This window comes from Dyella subtropica, from assembly GCF_026283965.1.
In the GTDB taxonomy this organism is placed as follows: domain Bacteria; phylum Pseudomonadota; class Gammaproteobacteria; order Xanthomonadales; family Rhodanobacteraceae; genus Dyella_D; species Dyella_D subtropica.
This window is the reverse complement of record NZ_JAPDPD010000002.1, coordinates 143,633-158,832: the sequence shown is the minus strand read 5'-3', so window position 1 is coordinate 158,832 and position 15,200 is coordinate 143,633. Positions and strand designations below refer to the sequence as shown.

The 15,200-nt window shown below is 65.0% G+C and carries 15 protein-coding genes; 1 reads left to right on the top strand and 14 read right to left on the bottom strand.

All coding sequences use genetic code 11. The features are described from left to right. Positions 1-59: 59 nt before the first annotated feature. From OUZ45_RS03155 to OUZ45_RS03140, 4 genes are all read right to left on the bottom strand, one after another. Positions 60-701, bottom strand: a complete 642-nt coding sequence (locus OUZ45_RS03155; protein WP_266168463.1) for an esterase/lipase family protein — start codon at positions 699-701, stop codon at positions 60-62. Positions 702-883: 182 nt separating this feature from the next. Further along, a complete protein-coding gene (gene aspS / locus OUZ45_RS03150; protein WP_266168462.1) occupies positions 884-2,656 on the bottom strand; it encodes an aspartate--tRNA ligase in 1,773 nt (590 codons plus the stop codon). A 128-nt stretch (positions 2,657-2,784) separates the two neighbouring features. Then, complete coding sequence (locus tag OUZ45_RS03145; RefSeq protein ID WP_266168461.1) at positions 2,785-3,378, bottom strand: DUF3011 domain-containing protein; 594 nt, start codon at positions 3,376-3,378, stop codon at positions 2,785-2,787. A gap of 105 nt (positions 3,379-3,483) precedes the next feature. Next, the gene (locus OUZ45_RS03140; RefSeq protein ID WP_266168460.1) at positions 3,484-3,756 is read right to left on the bottom strand and encodes an FmdB family zinc ribbon protein; all 273 of its coding nucleotides are present in this window, start codon (positions 3,754-3,756) and stop codon (positions 3,484-3,486) included. Positions 3,757-3,987: 231 nt separating this feature from the next. Between OUZ45_RS03140 and OUZ45_RS03135 the strand changes: the two genes are divergently transcribed. After that, a complete protein-coding gene (locus OUZ45_RS03135) occupies positions 3,988-6,429 on the top strand; it encodes a TonB-dependent receptor plug domain-containing protein (RefSeq protein WP_266168459.1) in 2,442 nt (813 codons plus the stop codon). Between the two features lie 24 nt (positions 6,430-6,453). Here OUZ45_RS03135 and OUZ45_RS03130 read toward each other — a convergent pair whose 3' ends face one another. The 10 genes from OUZ45_RS03130 to OUZ45_RS03085 are packed head-to-tail and all read right to left on the bottom strand — an operon-like array spanning position 6,454 to position 15,197. Continuing rightward, positions 6,454-7,176 (bottom strand): adenosylcobinamide-GDP ribazoletransferase, encoded by a 723-nt coding sequence (locus OUZ45_RS03130; RefSeq protein ID WP_266168458.1) that lies wholly within the window; start codon positions 7,174-7,176, stop codon positions 6,454-6,456. After that, positions 7,173-7,748 (bottom strand): histidine phosphatase family protein, encoded by a 576-nt coding sequence (locus OUZ45_RS03125; RefSeq protein WP_266168457.1) that lies wholly within the window; start codon positions 7,746-7,748, stop codon positions 7,173-7,175. Before OUZ45_RS03125 ends, OUZ45_RS03130 begins: the two co-directional genes overlap by 4 nt. Continuing rightward, complete coding sequence (gene cobT, locus OUZ45_RS03120) at positions 7,745-8,791, bottom strand: nicotinate-nucleotide--dimethylbenzimidazole phosphoribosyltransferase (RefSeq protein WP_266168456.1); 1,047 nt, start codon at positions 8,789-8,791, stop codon at positions 7,745-7,747. The genes OUZ45_RS03125 and cobT overlap by 4 nt, the downstream gene beginning before the upstream one ends. After that, positions 8,788-9,309 carry a bifunctional adenosylcobinamide kinase/adenosylcobinamide-phosphate guanylyltransferase gene (gene cobU, locus OUZ45_RS03115; protein WP_266168455.1) on the bottom strand — a complete coding sequence of 174 codons (522 nt, stop codon included), beginning with the start codon at positions 9,307-9,309 and terminating at the stop codon, positions 8,788-8,790. Before cobU ends, cobT begins: the two co-directional genes overlap by 4 nt. Further along, a complete protein-coding gene (locus OUZ45_RS03110) occupies positions 9,297-10,772 on the bottom strand; it encodes a cobyric acid synthase (RefSeq protein ID WP_266168454.1) in 1,476 nt (491 codons plus the stop codon). The genes cobU and OUZ45_RS03110 overlap by 13 nt, the downstream gene beginning before the upstream one ends. Next, positions 10,769-11,770 carry a threonine-phosphate decarboxylase CobD gene (cobD, locus tag OUZ45_RS03105; protein WP_266168453.1) on the bottom strand — a complete coding sequence of 334 codons (1,002 nt, stop codon included), beginning with the start codon at positions 11,768-11,770 and terminating at the stop codon, positions 10,769-10,771. The genes OUZ45_RS03110 and cobD overlap by 4 nt, the downstream gene beginning before the upstream one ends. Further along, the gene (gene cbiB, locus OUZ45_RS03100) at positions 11,763-12,701 is read right to left on the bottom strand and encodes an adenosylcobinamide-phosphate synthase CbiB (protein WP_266168565.1); all 939 of its coding nucleotides are present in this window, start codon (positions 12,699-12,701) and stop codon (positions 11,763-11,765) included. Before cbiB ends, cobD begins: the two co-directional genes overlap by 8 nt. 2 nt (positions 12,702-12,703) lie before the next feature. After that, complete coding sequence (locus OUZ45_RS03095) at positions 12,704-13,999, bottom strand: cobyrinic acid a,c-diamide synthase CobB (RefSeq protein ID WP_266168452.1); 1,296 nt, start codon at positions 13,997-13,999, stop codon at positions 12,704-12,706. Further along, positions 13,996-14,595 carry a cob(I)yrinic acid a,c-diamide adenosyltransferase gene (cobO, locus tag OUZ45_RS03090; protein WP_266168564.1) on the bottom strand — a complete coding sequence of 200 codons (600 nt, stop codon included), beginning with the start codon at positions 14,593-14,595 and terminating at the stop codon, positions 13,996-13,998. The genes OUZ45_RS03095 and cobO overlap by 4 nt, the downstream gene beginning before the upstream one ends. Positions 14,596-14,615: 20 nt before the next feature. After that, the gene (locus OUZ45_RS03085; RefSeq protein WP_266168451.1) at positions 14,616-15,197 is read right to left on the bottom strand and encodes a hypothetical protein; all 582 of its coding nucleotides are present in this window, start codon (positions 15,195-15,197) and stop codon (positions 14,616-14,618) included. Positions 15,198-15,200: the final 3 nt, after the last annotated feature.

Below are 15,200 nucleotides of genomic sequence, written 5' to 3'. Positions count from 1 at the left end.
GCCCACAAGCTGGCAAGGCGGCACAAATCGCATGGATCAGATGCCCCAAATACGAGCGCTCAGGCTCCGGCGTGCTCGAAACGCCCGTGCCGCAGAAACTGCGTGATCTGCCGCCCCGCCTCAGCTGAGAACAGCAGCCCCGTATGATTGGCCTCAACCACGCAATGATCGGCCACGCCAGGCAACTCGGTCTCGGCCACCGCCACCGTGCCGTCGTGTTCGCCAGCGAACTGACCCAGCACCACGCCCAGCCCGATCGGCATGCGGCCGGCGATAACACCCACTTCGCGCGCACCGGTCCACTGGTCGAAGCCGTGCTCCAGCAACGCCCGGTTATGCCCCAGCAACACGCCGCCGCCGCGCCCGCCGAGATCGGCAAACGCCCGCGCCGCAGCACTGCCCTTGAGCGGCGAACCAAGACAGACGATGCGCCCGGGCGGCAGTGGCACGTCATCGGCGCAGGCGCGCAAGGCGAGCAGGCCACCCAGACTATGACCCACCAGGTGCACTGAACCCTCTTCCGGCGCCAGCTCCTGCATGTGCGCCTGCAGGCGGCCGAGGATACGCTCCTGCGTGGCCGCCACACTCATATAGTCGAAGCGATGCACGCGAAAACCCGCCTCCATCAGCCGGCGGTGCAGCCTGATCAGCGCGAAGCCGCGCATCCACAGGCCATGCAACAGGATTACGTGATCGGTCATTTAAGGATGCTCTGATCTATTCGACGTAGGCGTCACCGCTGTGTCAGCTCGCCTGCGTTGAATAGATCAGAGCATCCTTAGGCCTGGGAGAGCGCGTCGGGAGGAATGAAACTATAGAAGCGGGCCCGCATACGTGATGCGAACCCACCCGCAGGTGCCCGACGATGCCTCGCCGCGATGACTCAACCGTGCAGTTTGTCCGCCGCGGCGATACGCACATGCAGCTCTTTAAGCTGCGGATCGGAGACCATCGACGGCGCATCGGTCATCAAATCCTGCGCGCTGGTGGTCTTGGGGAAGGCAATCACGTCGCGGATCGACTCGGTGCCAGCCATCAACGCGGCGATACGGTCGATGCCAAAGGCTAGGCCGCCATGTGGCGGAGCGCCGAACTTCAGCGCTTTGAGCAGGAAACCGAACTTCATCTCGGCTTCTTCCGCGCCAATGCCCAGCAGCTCGAACACCGCGCTCTGCATCTCCGGGCGATGAATACGAATGGAGCCGCCGCCGATCTCGGCGCCGTTGAGCACCATGTCGTAGCCGCGACTCACCGCATTCGCCGCGTTCGCGCGCAACTCGCCGATGTCATCGGCCTTGGGCGCGGTGAACGGGTGATGCAGGGCGACGAAGCGCTGCTCTTCCTCGTCGTACTCGAACATCGGGAAGTCGGTGACCCACAACGGCTTCCAGCTGTTCTCCACCAGGCCGCGATCCTTGCCGACCTTCAAGCGCAACGCGCCCATGAAGTCGGTAACCGTCTTCCACTTGCCGGCGCCCACGAACACCATGTCGCCGCTCTGCGCACCGGTAGCCTTGAGCACGGCGTCCAGCGCCACGTCATCGAGGAACTTCGCCACCGGCGAATTGATGCCCTCGCGCCCCTTGGACAAGTCGTCGATACGCAGCCAGGCCAAACCTTTCGCGCCGTACTTGGCGACGTACTCGGTGAGCTGGTCGATCTCCTTGCGGGTCAGCGTGCTGCCGCCCGGCAGGCGCAGCGCAGCGACGCGGCCGGCCGGGTCGTTGGCCGGCTCGGCGAACACTTTGAACTCGACCTGCTTCAGCGCGTCGGCGACATCGACCAGTTCCAGTGCAATGCGCAGGTCGGGCTTGTCTGAACCGAAGCGCTGCATGGCTTCCGCCCAGGTCATGCGCGGGAAAGTGGGGTTCAGCTCTACGCCCTGCACTTCCTTGAACACATGGCGGATCAACTCCTCCACGAAATCCTGCACGTCCTTTTCTTCGACAAAGGCGAATTCCAGGTCGAGCTGGGTGAATTCCGGCTGGCGGTCGGCGCGCAGGTCTTCATCGCGGAAGCAGCGGGCGATCTGATAGTAGCGATCGAAACCGGCCATCATCAGGATCTGCTTGAACAGCTGCGGCGACTGCGGCAGCGCGTAGAACTGGCCCGGGTGCACGCGGCTGGGTACCAGGTAGTCGCGCGCGCCTTCCGGCGTAGCCTTGGTGAGAATCGGCGTCTCGATGTCCTGAAAACCGCGCGCATCCAGATAGCGGCGCAGCGTCTGCACCAGCTTGATGCGGGTACGCATCATGCGCTGCATCTCCGGACGGCGCAGGTCGAGGTAGCGGTAGGTCATCCGCATGTCCTCGTTGGGATGCTCGTGCAGCGCGAACGGCAGATCCTTCGCGGCATTGAGTATCTCGACCGTGTCGGCGACCAGCTCCACCGTACCTGTCTTGAGCTTGTCGTTCACCGACAGGCGCTTGCGGATGGTGCCAGTGACGCGCAGGCAGTACTCGTAGCCGATCTCGCCAGCCACTGCGAACGCGCCGGTGTTCTCGCGCTCCACCACCACCTGGGCGATGCCTTCATGGTCGCGCAGGTCGACGAAGGCGACGTGGCTCTGCAGGCGAAGGGTATTGACCCAGCCGCACAAGGTGACGGTCTGACCAACCAGGGCCTCGTCGATGAGGCCGCAGTAATGCGTGCGCATGCGCTTGGAACTCCGGGCCGCCGCGGCGGCGTGAGACGGTGAAAAGACCCGGAATGTTAACACCGTGGCAGGCGAACACGGCCTCCACGGTGGCAGCCCAGGGCTCAACGCCCTGGGCCATCAGGCGCTTACCAACGCCGATCGACCACGAAGATGCCGCGGCAACCGTCGTCCACCCATACGCCAGCGCGGTTCCAGCCCCAGGTCTCGCCCTCTTGGCAGCTACTGTCGGAGAGCTGGCGGACTAGGCGCACGTTGCCGTTGCGGCCTACGTCGACCTGGCACATCTGGTAGCGATCGCTATGGCTCTCGCAACGCAACTGGATCGGACGATCCCAGTCCGGCCCCGGACGCCAGCCGCCATCCCAGTCGGGGCGGCGATCGCGGTCGCGGCCGCGGTCGTCATCATCGTCATCCCGCTCCCGGCGGCCATTGCCCCAGCCGCGCGCCGGGATGAAGTTGGCGCGGCAGCCATGGTCCACCCATACCGTGTAGCGCTCCGATTCCCAGCTCTGGCCGCGCACGCAACTGGCCTTGGACAGCTGCTGGGACAGATCGGACTCCGGCCACGGCGTCCGGCAACGAGTGAACTGACCGTCGCCGCTGGCGCAATAGACCACGTCACCGCGATCCTGGGACTGCACCGGCGGCGCCATCATCATGCCTAAGCCGGCGATGGCACCCGCAGCCACCATCCACATCCCCCTACCCATCGCGCTCATTGTGTCCACCCATGTGTTGATCGTGGCACCACGCTACCGGAACTCAGGCAACCGGGATTGAATATTTTGCGGTCCGGCCGCCATGAATTTGCGGCCGGTAGGACGTCATTCAGTCGTCGTCGACGGAGTGCTGGCAGGGGCTGGCGCGCTCGGCGCGGCACCGGCGTCACCGGCCAGGTTGCGCTTCTTGTCCCCGTCCTTTTTGAAGTCCGTCTCGTACCAGCCACCGCCGGCCAGGCGGAATGAGGGCGCACTCAACCGGCGCTGCACCTTGGGCACGGCACATTGCGGGCAATCGGTCGGATCGGGGTCGGACAGTTTCTGCAGGCGGTCAAAACGATGGCCGCAACCGCTGCATTCGAATTCATAGATCGGCATGGAGACTCCAGGTTTACCTGACCGGCGCGGGCGCCGGCACCCCGGCATTATCGAGTCAGCGGGCGGGATTTCAATGTCCTCGCCCCCTTGAAGATACCCCTGCCCTCGACTCCGTACGGAGCCCAGAAGCAGAAGCGCGACACTACTTGGACGTCTAAACGGCTATTGACGCGACAAGCTGGCGGGATCTAGCCTGCCATTGCTGCGACACAGCATCACTGGGGAGAACCGATGTACAGGCCTTATCGCAAGACCGCACCGACTACGCTCGCTATCGCCCTTCTACTCGCTCTATCGACCCACACCGCTCAAGCGCAAGATGCTACGCCCGGCCCCGCCGCGGACAAAGCCAAGAACCTCGGACCCGTCATCGTCACCGGCACCCGCGCCGACAATCGCACGGAAAGCAGCTCGCTGACGCCCATCGATGTGGTCTCGGCCAAGGTCCTGCAGGAAACCGGCACCACCGAGCTGTCCACCGCACTCGCCCGCATCATTCCTTCGCTCACTTTTCCGCGCCCCGCGGCCGCCGACACCGCCGATTCGCAGCGCCCCGCGCAGCTGCGCGGCCTGTCGCCCGACCAGGTACTGGTACTGGTGAACGGCAAGCGCTGGCATCCCGGCGCCATCATCCTGACCAACGGTGTGCTTGGCCGCGGCTCGCAGGCGGTGGATCTCAACACCATCCCGATGGCAGCGATCGATCACCTCGAAGTGCTGCGCGACGGCGCTTCCGCACAATACGGCTCCGACGCCATCGCTGGCGTGATCAATATCGTGCTCAAGCGCGGTGCCAAAGGCGGCAGCGCCGAAGTCGGCGGCGGCCAATACTCCGCGGGCGATGGCCGGCAATGGCAGGCCTCGGCCAACTTCGGTATCCCGCTGAACAACGACCAGGGCTGGCTGCGCTTCACCGTGCAGGACGGCCACCAGGATTACACCAACCGCGCGGCACCCAATCGCACCCGCGCCTGGGAAGGCACTACACAGCGCTTCGGCGACCCCGTCGTCGGCGACCACAACCTGTTCCTCAATAGCCAGTACAACATCACACCCGCCGTGGAGCTCTATGCGTTCGGCCACGTCGGCAAGCGTGACAGCACCTCGCCGGCGTTCTTCCGCAACCTGGCCAACAGCAACTCGGTGCCGTCGCTCTACCCCAACGGCTACCTGCCGCTGGAGAACGCCGATTCGCTGGACCAATCGCTGGTGCTCGGCCTGCGCGGCAAGACCAGCGGCGGCTGGCGCTGGGACGTCAGCGGCAACTATGGGCGCAATCGCGTCTCCTACGGCACCCGGCAAAGCGTGAACCGCGCCTTCCTGCACGACTTCGGCTACAGCCCCACGCAGTTCCACGACGGCATCCTGTCCGCCGCGCAGCAGTCGTTCGACGTGGACATCGCCAAGGAGCTGTCCACCAGCTTCCTGCCCAATCCGGTGACGCTCGCGTTCGGTGCGGAATACCTGCGCCAGAGCTACAAGATCGTCGCGGGGGATCTGTCCTCGTACTACACCGGCACCTCGGGCGTCTCTGGCGGCGCGCAAGGTTTCGGTGGCTTCCAGCCGGCCAACGCGGGTTCGCACTCGCGTCATGACGTGGCCGAGTACATCAGCCTGGAAACCAATCTCACCGACAAGCTGGGCACCTCGATCGCGGTGCGGCACGAGGACTACTCGGACTTCGGCAGCACCACCTCCGGCTCGCTGGCCGGACGCTACGACTTCACCGACCGCTTCGCCCTGCGCGCCAGTGCGTCCACCGGCTTCCGCGCGCCGTCGCTGGCCCAGCAGAACTACTCTTACGTCTCGTCGCTGTACTACGGCGCAGGCAATTCGCTCGGTCTGCCACCGGGCATCTACAACACCGGCATCGTGCCCTCGACCAGCAAAGTCGCTCAGCTACTTGGCGGACAAGCGCTGAAGCCGGAGAAGTCGCGCAACTTCACCGTCGGTGCGGTGTGGAACCCGATCGATCCGCTGAACCTCAGCATCGACCTGTACCAGATCAGGATCGACAACCGCATTTCGCTGTCGAGCAACCTCGCCACCAACTCACCCCAAGTACATGCCTACCTGTCGGCCAATGGCGTCACCGATCTCAACTACAGCGGCATCGCCTACTTCACCAATGCGGTGGACACCCGCACGCGCGGCGTGGACCTGGTCGGCAGCTATCGCTTCGACTTCGGCAACGCCGGCACGCTGCAGACCACGCTGAGCTACAACTACAACAAGAACAAGGTCATCGACGTCAAGCCGAACCCGGCCATCCTCAACACGCTGGGGCTCAACCTCAAGCGTATCGACCGCCGCGACCAGTTCGGCCTGCTCGCCGACTCCACCCCGCGCAGCAAGCTGATCCTCAACGGCCTGTACAGCATCGACCGCTGGAGCGTGAGCGGCACGGTGACCCGGTACGGCAAGTTCACTTCGTACAACTCGACCAGCGCGCAGTTCGACCAGACCTTCAGCAGCAAGTGGCTGCTCGACCTAGCGCTGAACTACAACCTGGATCGCTGGACCTTCAGCCTGGGCGCGGACAACGTGTTCAACACCTATCCCGACAAGGTGATCCACGCCAACGACAACAACGGCACCTTGCCCTACTCGGTGTTCTCGCCATTCGGCTTCAACGGCGCCTATGTGTACGGCAAGGTGGCTTACCGCTGGTAAGCACCACGCACTGGCGGCGAGTGTTCACGCACTCGCCGCTAGTGCCACCAGCACAGCCGCTTCGGTCAGTTCGGTGAGCGCGCCGCAGGTATCGCCGGTCATGCCACCGAGACGTTGCATACCAGCCCGCCGCCACAAGGCAACCACCAGCATGGCAACGGTCAGCGCCAGCACGCTACGCCATCCTGTGACGACGCATCCCAACGCGACCAGCGCGAGCATGCCTAAACAGGCCACGCGCGGCGCATCCATCAAACCGCTACCAAGTCCACCGCTACGCACATATGGCGTCGTCAGAAACGCAACGGTGAGCACGGCGCGCCCTAGCAACGGCGCCAACAGCAAGCCCAAACTCACCGGCACGCTAGCCAGCGCAGCAAACTTCAACAGCAAGACCAAGACCAGCGCCACCACGCCAGCAGGGCCACACCGCGGATCCTTCATGATCGCCAGCGTGCGCTCGCGATCGCCGAGACCGCCGATCCATGCATCCGCACTGTCGGCCAGACCGTCCAGATGCAACGCACCCGTCACTGCCACCCAGGCGACAAGCACCATCGCGGACGACAACATCGGCGGCCAGCCATGCGCGGCCCAGGCCAGCGCATACAACAGCGCACCGATCAGCAAACCGACCAGCGGATACCACAGCAACGAGCGGGATCGTGCCTGCGGATCGCCGAAGCCATCGGCCGGCACCGGAATACGCGTGAGGAAGCCGATGGCGATCAGCAGGCCGCGCATCACGCAAGCGCTTCCACGGCCGGCCATGTCACGGTATGAATCGAAGCGTGCGGCACATCGATGCCCGCCATGTCCCCGTAGCCTCGGCCTTCCACCAGACAACGCAGCAGGCGGATCGCCCCGCCATGCGTGATGATCAGCACACGCCGGCCGTTCGCCTCACGCACGACATCATCCAGCGCAGCGCCGAGTCGCGTGCGAAATTGCTCGAAGCTCTCCGCGCCCGGCGGCGGATGCGCCACCGGATCGGACCAGAAACGCCCAAGCGCCTCGCCCTGTTCTTCCGCCAGCGTTTCGATAGGCACGCCCTGCCAGTCGCCGAAGTGGTATTCGGCCAGGCGTGCATCCAACCGCAACGGCCATCCGCGCGCCGCTGTCAGCTCACGTGCGAAATCGGCACAACGCCGCAGCGATGACGACACCACCAGATCCCAGTCGTACCCCACCACGGCGGCGCGCAGCTGCGCCCAACCCGCCTCGTTGAGAGGGTCGTCGAGCTGGCCGCGGTAACTGCGCTGGCCGGTGTCGCCATGCCGCAGCAAGTCGATGGCCATACTTTCAATGGCAACGCTCATGCGCTCGATACCCCCGCCTGCGCGAACGTCGCCATGCGGTTATGCAGCGCGCAGGCCAGCCGCAGTAGCGGCACGGCTACCGCAGCGCCACTGGCTTCGCCTAGACGCAACTGAAGATCGAGCAGCGGCACGGCATCCAGCGCGGCGAGCAATCGCGCATGCCCACGCTCGTGCGAGACATGCGAAAACAGCATCCACTCGCGGCATGCAGGCTGGATACGAACGGCAGCGAGAGCAGCCGCCGTGGCGATGAAACCGTCGACGAGCACCGGCAGTCCCGCCTGCGCGGCGGCGATATAAGCTCCGGTCAACGCGGCGATCTCGAAGCCACCCAGGCATCGCAGTTGATCGAGCGGCGTCTCAACGGCGCGATGTCGAGCCAGCCCACGCTCGATCGCCGCGATCTTGCGCGCGATGCCACCGCGGTCGAGCCCGGTTCCCGCACCCGCCAGCGCCTCCGGTCTCTCGCCCAGCAAAGCGCAGGCGAGTGCGCAGGCCGACGTGGTGTTGCCGATGCCCATCTCGCCACCGATGAACAACTGCGCACCCGCATGCTTGGCGACGTGCACGCTGTCCACCCCCGCTTGCAGGGCGAGTTCAAGCTGCCCAACGGTCATGGCTTCGTGCGAAACGAAATTGGCCGTCTGCGCGGCGATGATCGCGCGACGCACCTGCGGCAACTCACCGGGGTCGTTCACGGTGCCAAGGTTCACCACCTCCAATGAGGCGCCCAGTTCGTGTGCCAGCACGCTGATAGCGGCGCCACCGTGGGCGAAGTTGCGCACCATCTCGCCAGTGACTACTTGGGGGAAAGCCGACACGCCCTCTTCGGTGACACCGTGATCGCCAGCGAACACGCTGATCCACACGCGCTCGACGCTTGGTTGAGCCGTGCGCTGCAAACCCGCAAGCCGTGTCGCCACCGACTCCAGTGCGCCCAGCGATCCCGGCGGTTTGGTCAGTTGGAGCTGGCGTTCGCGCGCCGCCGTTTCGCAGGCGGCATCGATAGAAAGGCAAGGCTGGTATAGCCCATCGTGGCTCATGGCAAGGTTCCTTTGAGGGCCAGCGGAAGGCCGGCAGCGACGAACAACACACGCTCACAATGCGTGGCGAGCGCCTGGTGCAATCGCCCCGCCTCGTCGACGAAGCGGCGGCTGAGTTCACCCATGGGCACCACACCGAGCCCGACTTCATTGCTGACCAGGAGGATGTCGCCGGGCAGATCGGGAAGCACGTTTAACAACGCATCACGCTCGCGCACATAGCGCTGCGTATCCGTTTCGCCAAGCGCATTGCTGAGCCACAACGTGAGGCAATCCACCAGCACGCAACGGCCCTGCCGTGCGTGCGCTAGCAAAGCGTCGGCCAGAGCCAGCGGCTCTTCCACGCTGTGCCAATACTTGGGACGTTGCGCGCGGTGATGGGCGATGCGCGCCGCCATTTCCTCGTCCAGCGCCTGCGCCGTGGCGAGATACACCACGTCGCTGCCGGACGCCATGGCCATGCGCTCGGCCAACGCGCTTTTACCCGAACGGGCGCCGCCAAGAATCAGACTGCGCATGCGTGTTGCACTCCCAACAGTTGCGAAAGGGCGGCCGTATCCAGATGCGCTTCGACCGCATCGGCAAGGCGCTCGATGCTGGCTTCGCGCAAGGCCTTCATGTCGACGGTTTCGACGTGACGCAGCCCCGCCCAACGCAGCAGCGCTTCCAGCGCCGCCGGCTCATCGAACAGACCATGCAGATACGTGCCGAGCACCCGACCATCCGGCGATATCGCGCCGTCCGTGCGTCCGTCGTCGAGTGCGCAAACGGGCGCTTGCAGCGCCGGCCCGCGGCTGGTGCCGCAATGAATTTCGTAGCCGGTGACGTCGGCATCGCCCAGCGAGAGCCGTCCGCGCACCGCGCGCAATTGCTTGCCGGACTCAAGCGTCGTCTCCAGCGCCAGCCAACCGAGCCCTTCGCTCGAACCCGGCTCACCCTCGATCCCCTGCGGGTCATGCACGGCCCGCCCCAGCATCTGGAAACCACCACAGATGCCGATCACTTTGCCGCCGTAGCGCAGATGCGCTCGAATGGCATCACTCCAGCCATTCGCGCGCAACCAAGCCAGATCGGCGCGGGTCGACTTGGAACCAGGCAATACGATCAAGTCGCAAGCCGGCGGCGGCTCCCCGGGACCTATCAGTTGTACATCGAGCTGCGGATGGGCACGCAATGCATCCAGGTCGGTGTGATTGCTGATGCGTGGGAACACGGGCACCGCCACACGAAGCTGTGCATCCGCTCGGGCCACCCGTTCGCGCGGCAACGCGTCCTCCGCCTCCAGCTGCAGACCGTGCAGGTAGGGCAACACACCGAGCACCGGCTTCCCGGTTTCGCGTTCGAGCCAGTCGAGACCCGGTTGCAGTAGCGCGATATCGCCACGGAATCGGTTGATGACGAAACCCGCGACGCGCGCACGCTCGCTTTCCGACAACAAGGCCAGCGTGCCGACCAGATGAGCGAACACGCCGCCGCGGTCGATGTCGGCCACCAGCAACACGGGACAATCCACCGCCTCGGCGTACCCCATATTGGCGATGTCGCGATCGCGCAAGTTGATCTCAGCCGGGCTGCCCGCGCCTTCGACCACCACGGCCTGATACTGCTCGATCAACCGCGCATGCGAGGCCAGCACGGCTTCCATCGCGATGCGCTTGTAAGCGTGATAGTCGCGTGCATCCATGTTGCCGATGGCATGCCCATGCACGATCACCTGCGCACCGATATCGGAATTCGGTTTGAGCAGGACCGGATTGAAATCGGTATGTGGCGGCACACAAGCCGCTTGCGCCTGCACCGCCTGCGCACGGCCGATCTCACCGCCATCCACGGTCACCGCAGAGTTCAGGGCCATGTTCTGCGGCTTGAAGGGCGCCACCGACACGCCGCGCCGACGCAGCCAGCGACACAGCGCCGCGACCAGCGTGCTCTTGCCGGCATCGGAAGTGCAGCCTTGCACCATCAACACGCGTGCCGTCATGGCGCGCATTCCTTGGCCTCGGCCATCAGACCCAGCGTGGTATCCAGCCGCGCGAAGGCCGCGTCGTCGCCCGGTAGCCCGAAGCGGAGGCTGGCCGGCGTCTCGAATCGGCGTACCCATACGCCTTGGCGCGCCAGCGCGCGCTGCAGGGATGGAGCGCGCTCGTCGCAGCACCACTGGAAAAACGCGCTACTGGCGCTCGGCGGCAAACCGTGACGAGTCAGCAGTTCGGCCAGCCGCACACTCGATGCATGAAGACGCTCGCGCGCCTGCGCATGCCAGTCGCGATCCGCTAGGGCGAGCTTGAGTACATGCCGCGTCGTGCCAGTGAGTGTCCATGGCCCCAGGCGCTCACCCAACGCCACCAGCAGATCGGTGGTCGTGCTCACAAAGCCGGCACGCGCACCGGCCAGACCAAAGAACTTGCCGATCGAGCGCAGCACGATCAGCCCCGGCCGCGCCGGAAGCGCGCATAGGCTGCGCTCGGGCGTAGCGTCGATGAAGGCCTCATCCACCATCAGCCATCCACCGCGCCCTGCAAGCGCAGCATGCAGCCCCAGCAGCTGCTCCTGTTCGAAGCATTCGCCACCGGGGTTGTTGGGATGCATCAACACGATCACGTCGAAGCTGGCCGCACGCGCGAACAGCTCGATGGCGGAACAGCGTTCGACCCGATGCCCGGCCTGCTCCCACGCATGCGCATGCTCGGCATAGCCAGGCGAAAGCACGCCTACGCGAGAGCGCGAACGCAACATGGGCAACATCTGGATCGCCGCCTGCGAACCAGCGACTGGCAACAGCGATACCGTGCCGTAGTACGCCCGCGCCACGTCGATCAGGCCATCGTCATCCTCCGGCAGACGATGCCAAGCTTCCGCAGGAATGGGTGGCACTGGCCAGGCAAAGGGGCTGATGCCGGTCGATAAATCCAGCCATGCCTCCGGCGCTATGCCGTACTCGCGTGCCGCGCGCAGCAGGCGTCCTCCATGTTCAAGCATGCCAACCTCCGTGCGCTATCCACGCTGCGAGCCATGCGACCAGCAGCCATAACACGACACCATGGCGAACCAGCCGCAGGGCTCGCCGGATCGATTCCGCATTCGGTGGATCGCCCTCGCCCAGATCGGGGCGCGCTTCCCACACACCGTCATAGGGTGCGGCGCCACCGAGGCGCACACCCAGTGCACCGGCACCGGCAGCCATCACCGGGCCGGCGTTGGGGCTGTCCCACAACGGTGCCTGTCGTTGCCAGCAACGCCATGCGCGCGCACGGTCGCCGAGTAGTGCATAAGTCAGTGCCGTGAGGCGTGCCGGCACGAAGTTCAGCACGTCGTCGATGCGCGCCGCTGCCCACCCGAATCGCTCGTAGCGAGCGTTGCGATAGCCCCACATGGCATCGAGCGTATTAGCGAATCGATAGAGCACGGCGCCCGGGGCACCCAGCACGGCAAACCAGAACAGTGCGCCGAACACGGCATCGCTGCCGTTCTCCAATACGGACTCCGTCGCCGCGGCGGCCACCTGGGTTTCATCCAGCACCGCCGTGTCGCGACTGACCATGCGCCCCACGGCCGCACGTGCCGCGGACAGATCGCCACGTCGCAAGGCATCGGCTACGGGCAGCGCATGGTCGGCAAGACTGCGATGTCCTATCGCCAGGTACAGCACCGCGGCGCCGACCAGGATCGACAGCCAGCGGAGCGGCTCGCCGAGACGGTCGACGAACACCCATGCCACGCACACCAAGGGCAGCACGGCCAGCCCCCAGGCCAGCAGACCTGCGCTGCGGTTGTCCCGAAAAACCTTCGCCTCGATCCATTGGGCCATGCGCCCGAAAGCCACCAGCGGATGCGCACGGCGCGGCTCGCCCAGCCATGCGTCGAGCAACACCGCCAGCGACATGGCGAGCGCACTACTCGTAGCGGGCATGCTCACGGCAGGAACAACCGCATCGCCGCTTCCGGATTCGAGGGGAAATAGAAATGCACAAAACTCGCCGTCATGCGCCGGCGGCGATAAACCGCCTCGCGACCCGGCCCCTTGTCGGGGTTCATCGCCACCGCCAACACCGGGTGATCGATCTGGGCATGGGCGTAGTGAAAGGTATGCCCGCGCAACGTGCCTTCTGGCAAATCCACCGATTGCATGCCCAAACCCGCCAACCGCTGCTGCACGACCGCCGAGCCCGTTAGAAGGCCCGCCATCGGATGCGAATCCCCTTCGCTCGCTCCAAGCGCATCGAGCGAGAACAACATGCCGCCGCATTCCGCCAGCAACGGCTTGCCCGCATCGACATGGACATGCAGCGCCGCGTGCAGCTCGGCCTGTTGGGACAACACCGGCAAATGCAGCTCGGGGTAGCCACCAGGAAGCCACGCTGCGTCGCAGTCCGGCAACGCGTCGCCGGCCAGGGGCGAGAAATAGCGCAGTTCCGCGCCCGCTTTCTGCAACAAGTCGAGATTGGCGGGATAGAGGAAACAGAACGCATCGTCGCGCGCGATCGCAATGCGCTTCCCTTGCAACAACGGCTGCACCGGCTCCGCGTTCTCGGCAGCGAATGCCACCGGCGGAGGCAGCTGGATCGATACATGCGCCTCCAGCGCATCCGCAAGCGCATCGATGCGCGCATCCAGATCCGCCAACTCACCTGCCGACACCAATCCCAGGTGGCGTTCCGGCAGAGCGAGCTTCGGATCGCGCGGCAAGGCGCCGAGCCAATGCAGGTCCGGCGGAAGGCTGCCGACCAGCAACTGCGCGTGATAGGCACTGCCGATGCGATTAGCCGCCACGCCGTAGACCTGCAGGCCTTCGCGATAACGCGCCAGGCCGGTGGCCACCGCGCCGAAGGTCTGGGCCATCGCCGAACCATCAATCACCGCCAGCACCGGCAAGCCAAACTGTTGTGCGAGGTCGGCGCTCGACAAGCCGCCATCGAACAGCCCCATCACGCCTTCCACCAGGATCAAATCGGCCTCGCCGGCCGCCTGGTAAAGGCGTGCTCGCACATCGGCCTCGCCACCCATCCACAGATCGAGCTGATACACCGGCCGGCCGCTGGCCCGCTCCAGCACCATCGGGTCGAGAAAATCCGGCCCGGTCTTGAACACCTGCACACGCCGCCCCTGCCGCGCATGTGCACGGGCCAGCGCGGCGGTGAACGAGGTCTTGCCCTGCCCCGATGCCGGCGCAGAGACCAATAACGCAGGACAATGGCGTGGAGTGTTCACAACTCGATGCCCTTCTGCGCTTTGATGCCAGCCTCGAATGCATGCTTGACCACGCGCATCTCGGTGACCGTGTCAGCCACCTCGACCAGCCCACTCGGGGCACCACGACCCGTAATCACCACATGCTGGTTCGGCGGCCGTGCGGCGACCGCGGCTAGCACCTGATCGAGCTGCACGTATTGCTTTACCAAGGCGATATTCAGTTCATCGAGCAGCACGAAGTCGTACGCCGGATTCGACAACATGCCAGCGGCGACGTCCCATGCCGCCTGCGCCGCAGCGATGTCGCGCGCCTTGTCCTGGGTTTCCCAGGTAAAGCCCTCGCCCATCACGTGGTAATCCAGCTCGTCGGTGAAGCGGCGGAAGAACGCTTCCTCGCCGGTCGAAAAACTTCCCTTGATGAATTGCACCACGCCACAGCGGAAGCCGTGCCCCAGCGAGCGCGCCAGCATGCCGAAGCCGGACGAACTCTTGCCCTTGCCGTTACCCGTGTTCACCACCAGCACACCGCGCTCGATGGTGGCGCGGGCAATCTTGCGATCCACCAGCTCCTTCTTGCGCTGCATGCGCTCGCGATGGCGCTCTTCCGGTGTCATATCCTCGTTGCGTGGCATGCTCAAACTCCCGTGATGCGATGGTCGTGACGAACGCCGGCCGCACGCTGATAGACGGCGAAGCCAACCAGCGCCACGGCGATGTAGGTAAGCGTAGTACGCACGAACAGCGGACCCCACTGCCATAGGCGCGCCAGGTATTCACTCATATGGGGTTGCGCATAACGGCCGCCCAGCCAGTAGAACGCGCCGTTGGAAATCGCGAACGAGAGCGACGACACCAACAGCGCCATCGCGAGAGCACCCGCCAGCGAAACCAAACCGACCTGCAGGCGGTCGGCATAAAAGCGGCCTCCGTACCACAGCACCGCATAGGCCGGCAGCAGGAAGGAGTAGGCCGGCGTCACGCAGAAATCGCTGACGCCGGCATACGACACCGAGATCCAGTCCAGCACTACAGCCAATGCCATGAACAGGCCAAAGCCGAGGTGCTTGCGCAGACTCAGCCCGCCAAGGAAGAACACCGCCATCGAGGCGTCCGGCAAATTCAGCGCGGTACCGAAATGATGGAAGCGCGTGGCGATCATCACAGCGATCAGCGATACGAACAGCACAATGGAAAAACGGGATAACGGTGGTTTCATCGG

Bases quoted from the DNA above. Each gene is read 5' to 3' on its own strand.
- OUZ45_RS03155 (WP_266168463.1), bottom strand. From the start codon at position 701: ATGACCGATCACGTAATCCTGTTGCATGGCCTGTGGATGCGCGGCTTC.
- aspS (WP_266168462.1), bottom strand. From the start codon at position 2,656: ATGCGCACGCATTACTGCGGCCTCATCGACGAGGCCCTGGTTGGTCAG.
- OUZ45_RS03145 (WP_266168461.1), bottom strand. From the start codon at position 3,378: ATGAGCGCGATGGGTAGGGGGATGTGGATGGTGGCTGCGGGTGCCATC.
- OUZ45_RS03140 (WP_266168460.1), bottom strand. From the start codon at position 3,756: ATGCCGATCTATGAATTCGAATGCAGCGGTTGCGGCCATCGTTTTGAC.
- OUZ45_RS03135 (WP_266168459.1), top strand. From the start codon at position 3,988: ATGTACAGGCCTTATCGCAAGACCGCACCGACTACGCTCGCTATCGCC.
- OUZ45_RS03125 (WP_266168457.1), bottom strand. From the start codon at position 7,748: ATGAGCGTTGCCATTGAAAGTATGGCCATCGACTTGCTGCGGCATGGC.
- cobT (WP_266168456.1), bottom strand. From the start codon at position 8,791: ATGAGCCACGATGGGCTATACCAGCCTTGCCTTTCTATCGATGCCGCC.
- cobU (WP_266168455.1), bottom strand. From the start codon at position 9,309: ATGCGCAGTCTGATTCTTGGCGGCGCCCGTTCGGGTAAAAGCGCGTTG.
- OUZ45_RS03110 (WP_266168454.1), bottom strand. From the start codon at position 10,772: ATGACGGCACGCGTGTTGATGGTGCAAGGCTGCACTTCCGATGCCGGC.
- cobD (WP_266168453.1), bottom strand. From the start codon at position 11,770: ATGCTTGAACATGGAGGACGCCTGCTGCGCGCGGCACGCGAGTACGGC.
- cbiB (WP_266168565.1), bottom strand. From the start codon at position 12,701: ATGCCCGCTACGAGTAGTGCGCTCGCCATGTCGCTGGCGGTGTTGCTC.
- cobO (WP_266168564.1), bottom strand. From the start codon at position 14,595: ATGACACCGGAAGAGCGCCATCGCGAGCGCATGCAGCGCAAGAAGGAG.
- OUZ45_RS03085 (WP_266168451.1), bottom strand. From the start codon at position 15,197: ATGAAACCACCGTTATCCCGTTTTTCCATTGTGCTGTTCGTATCGCTG.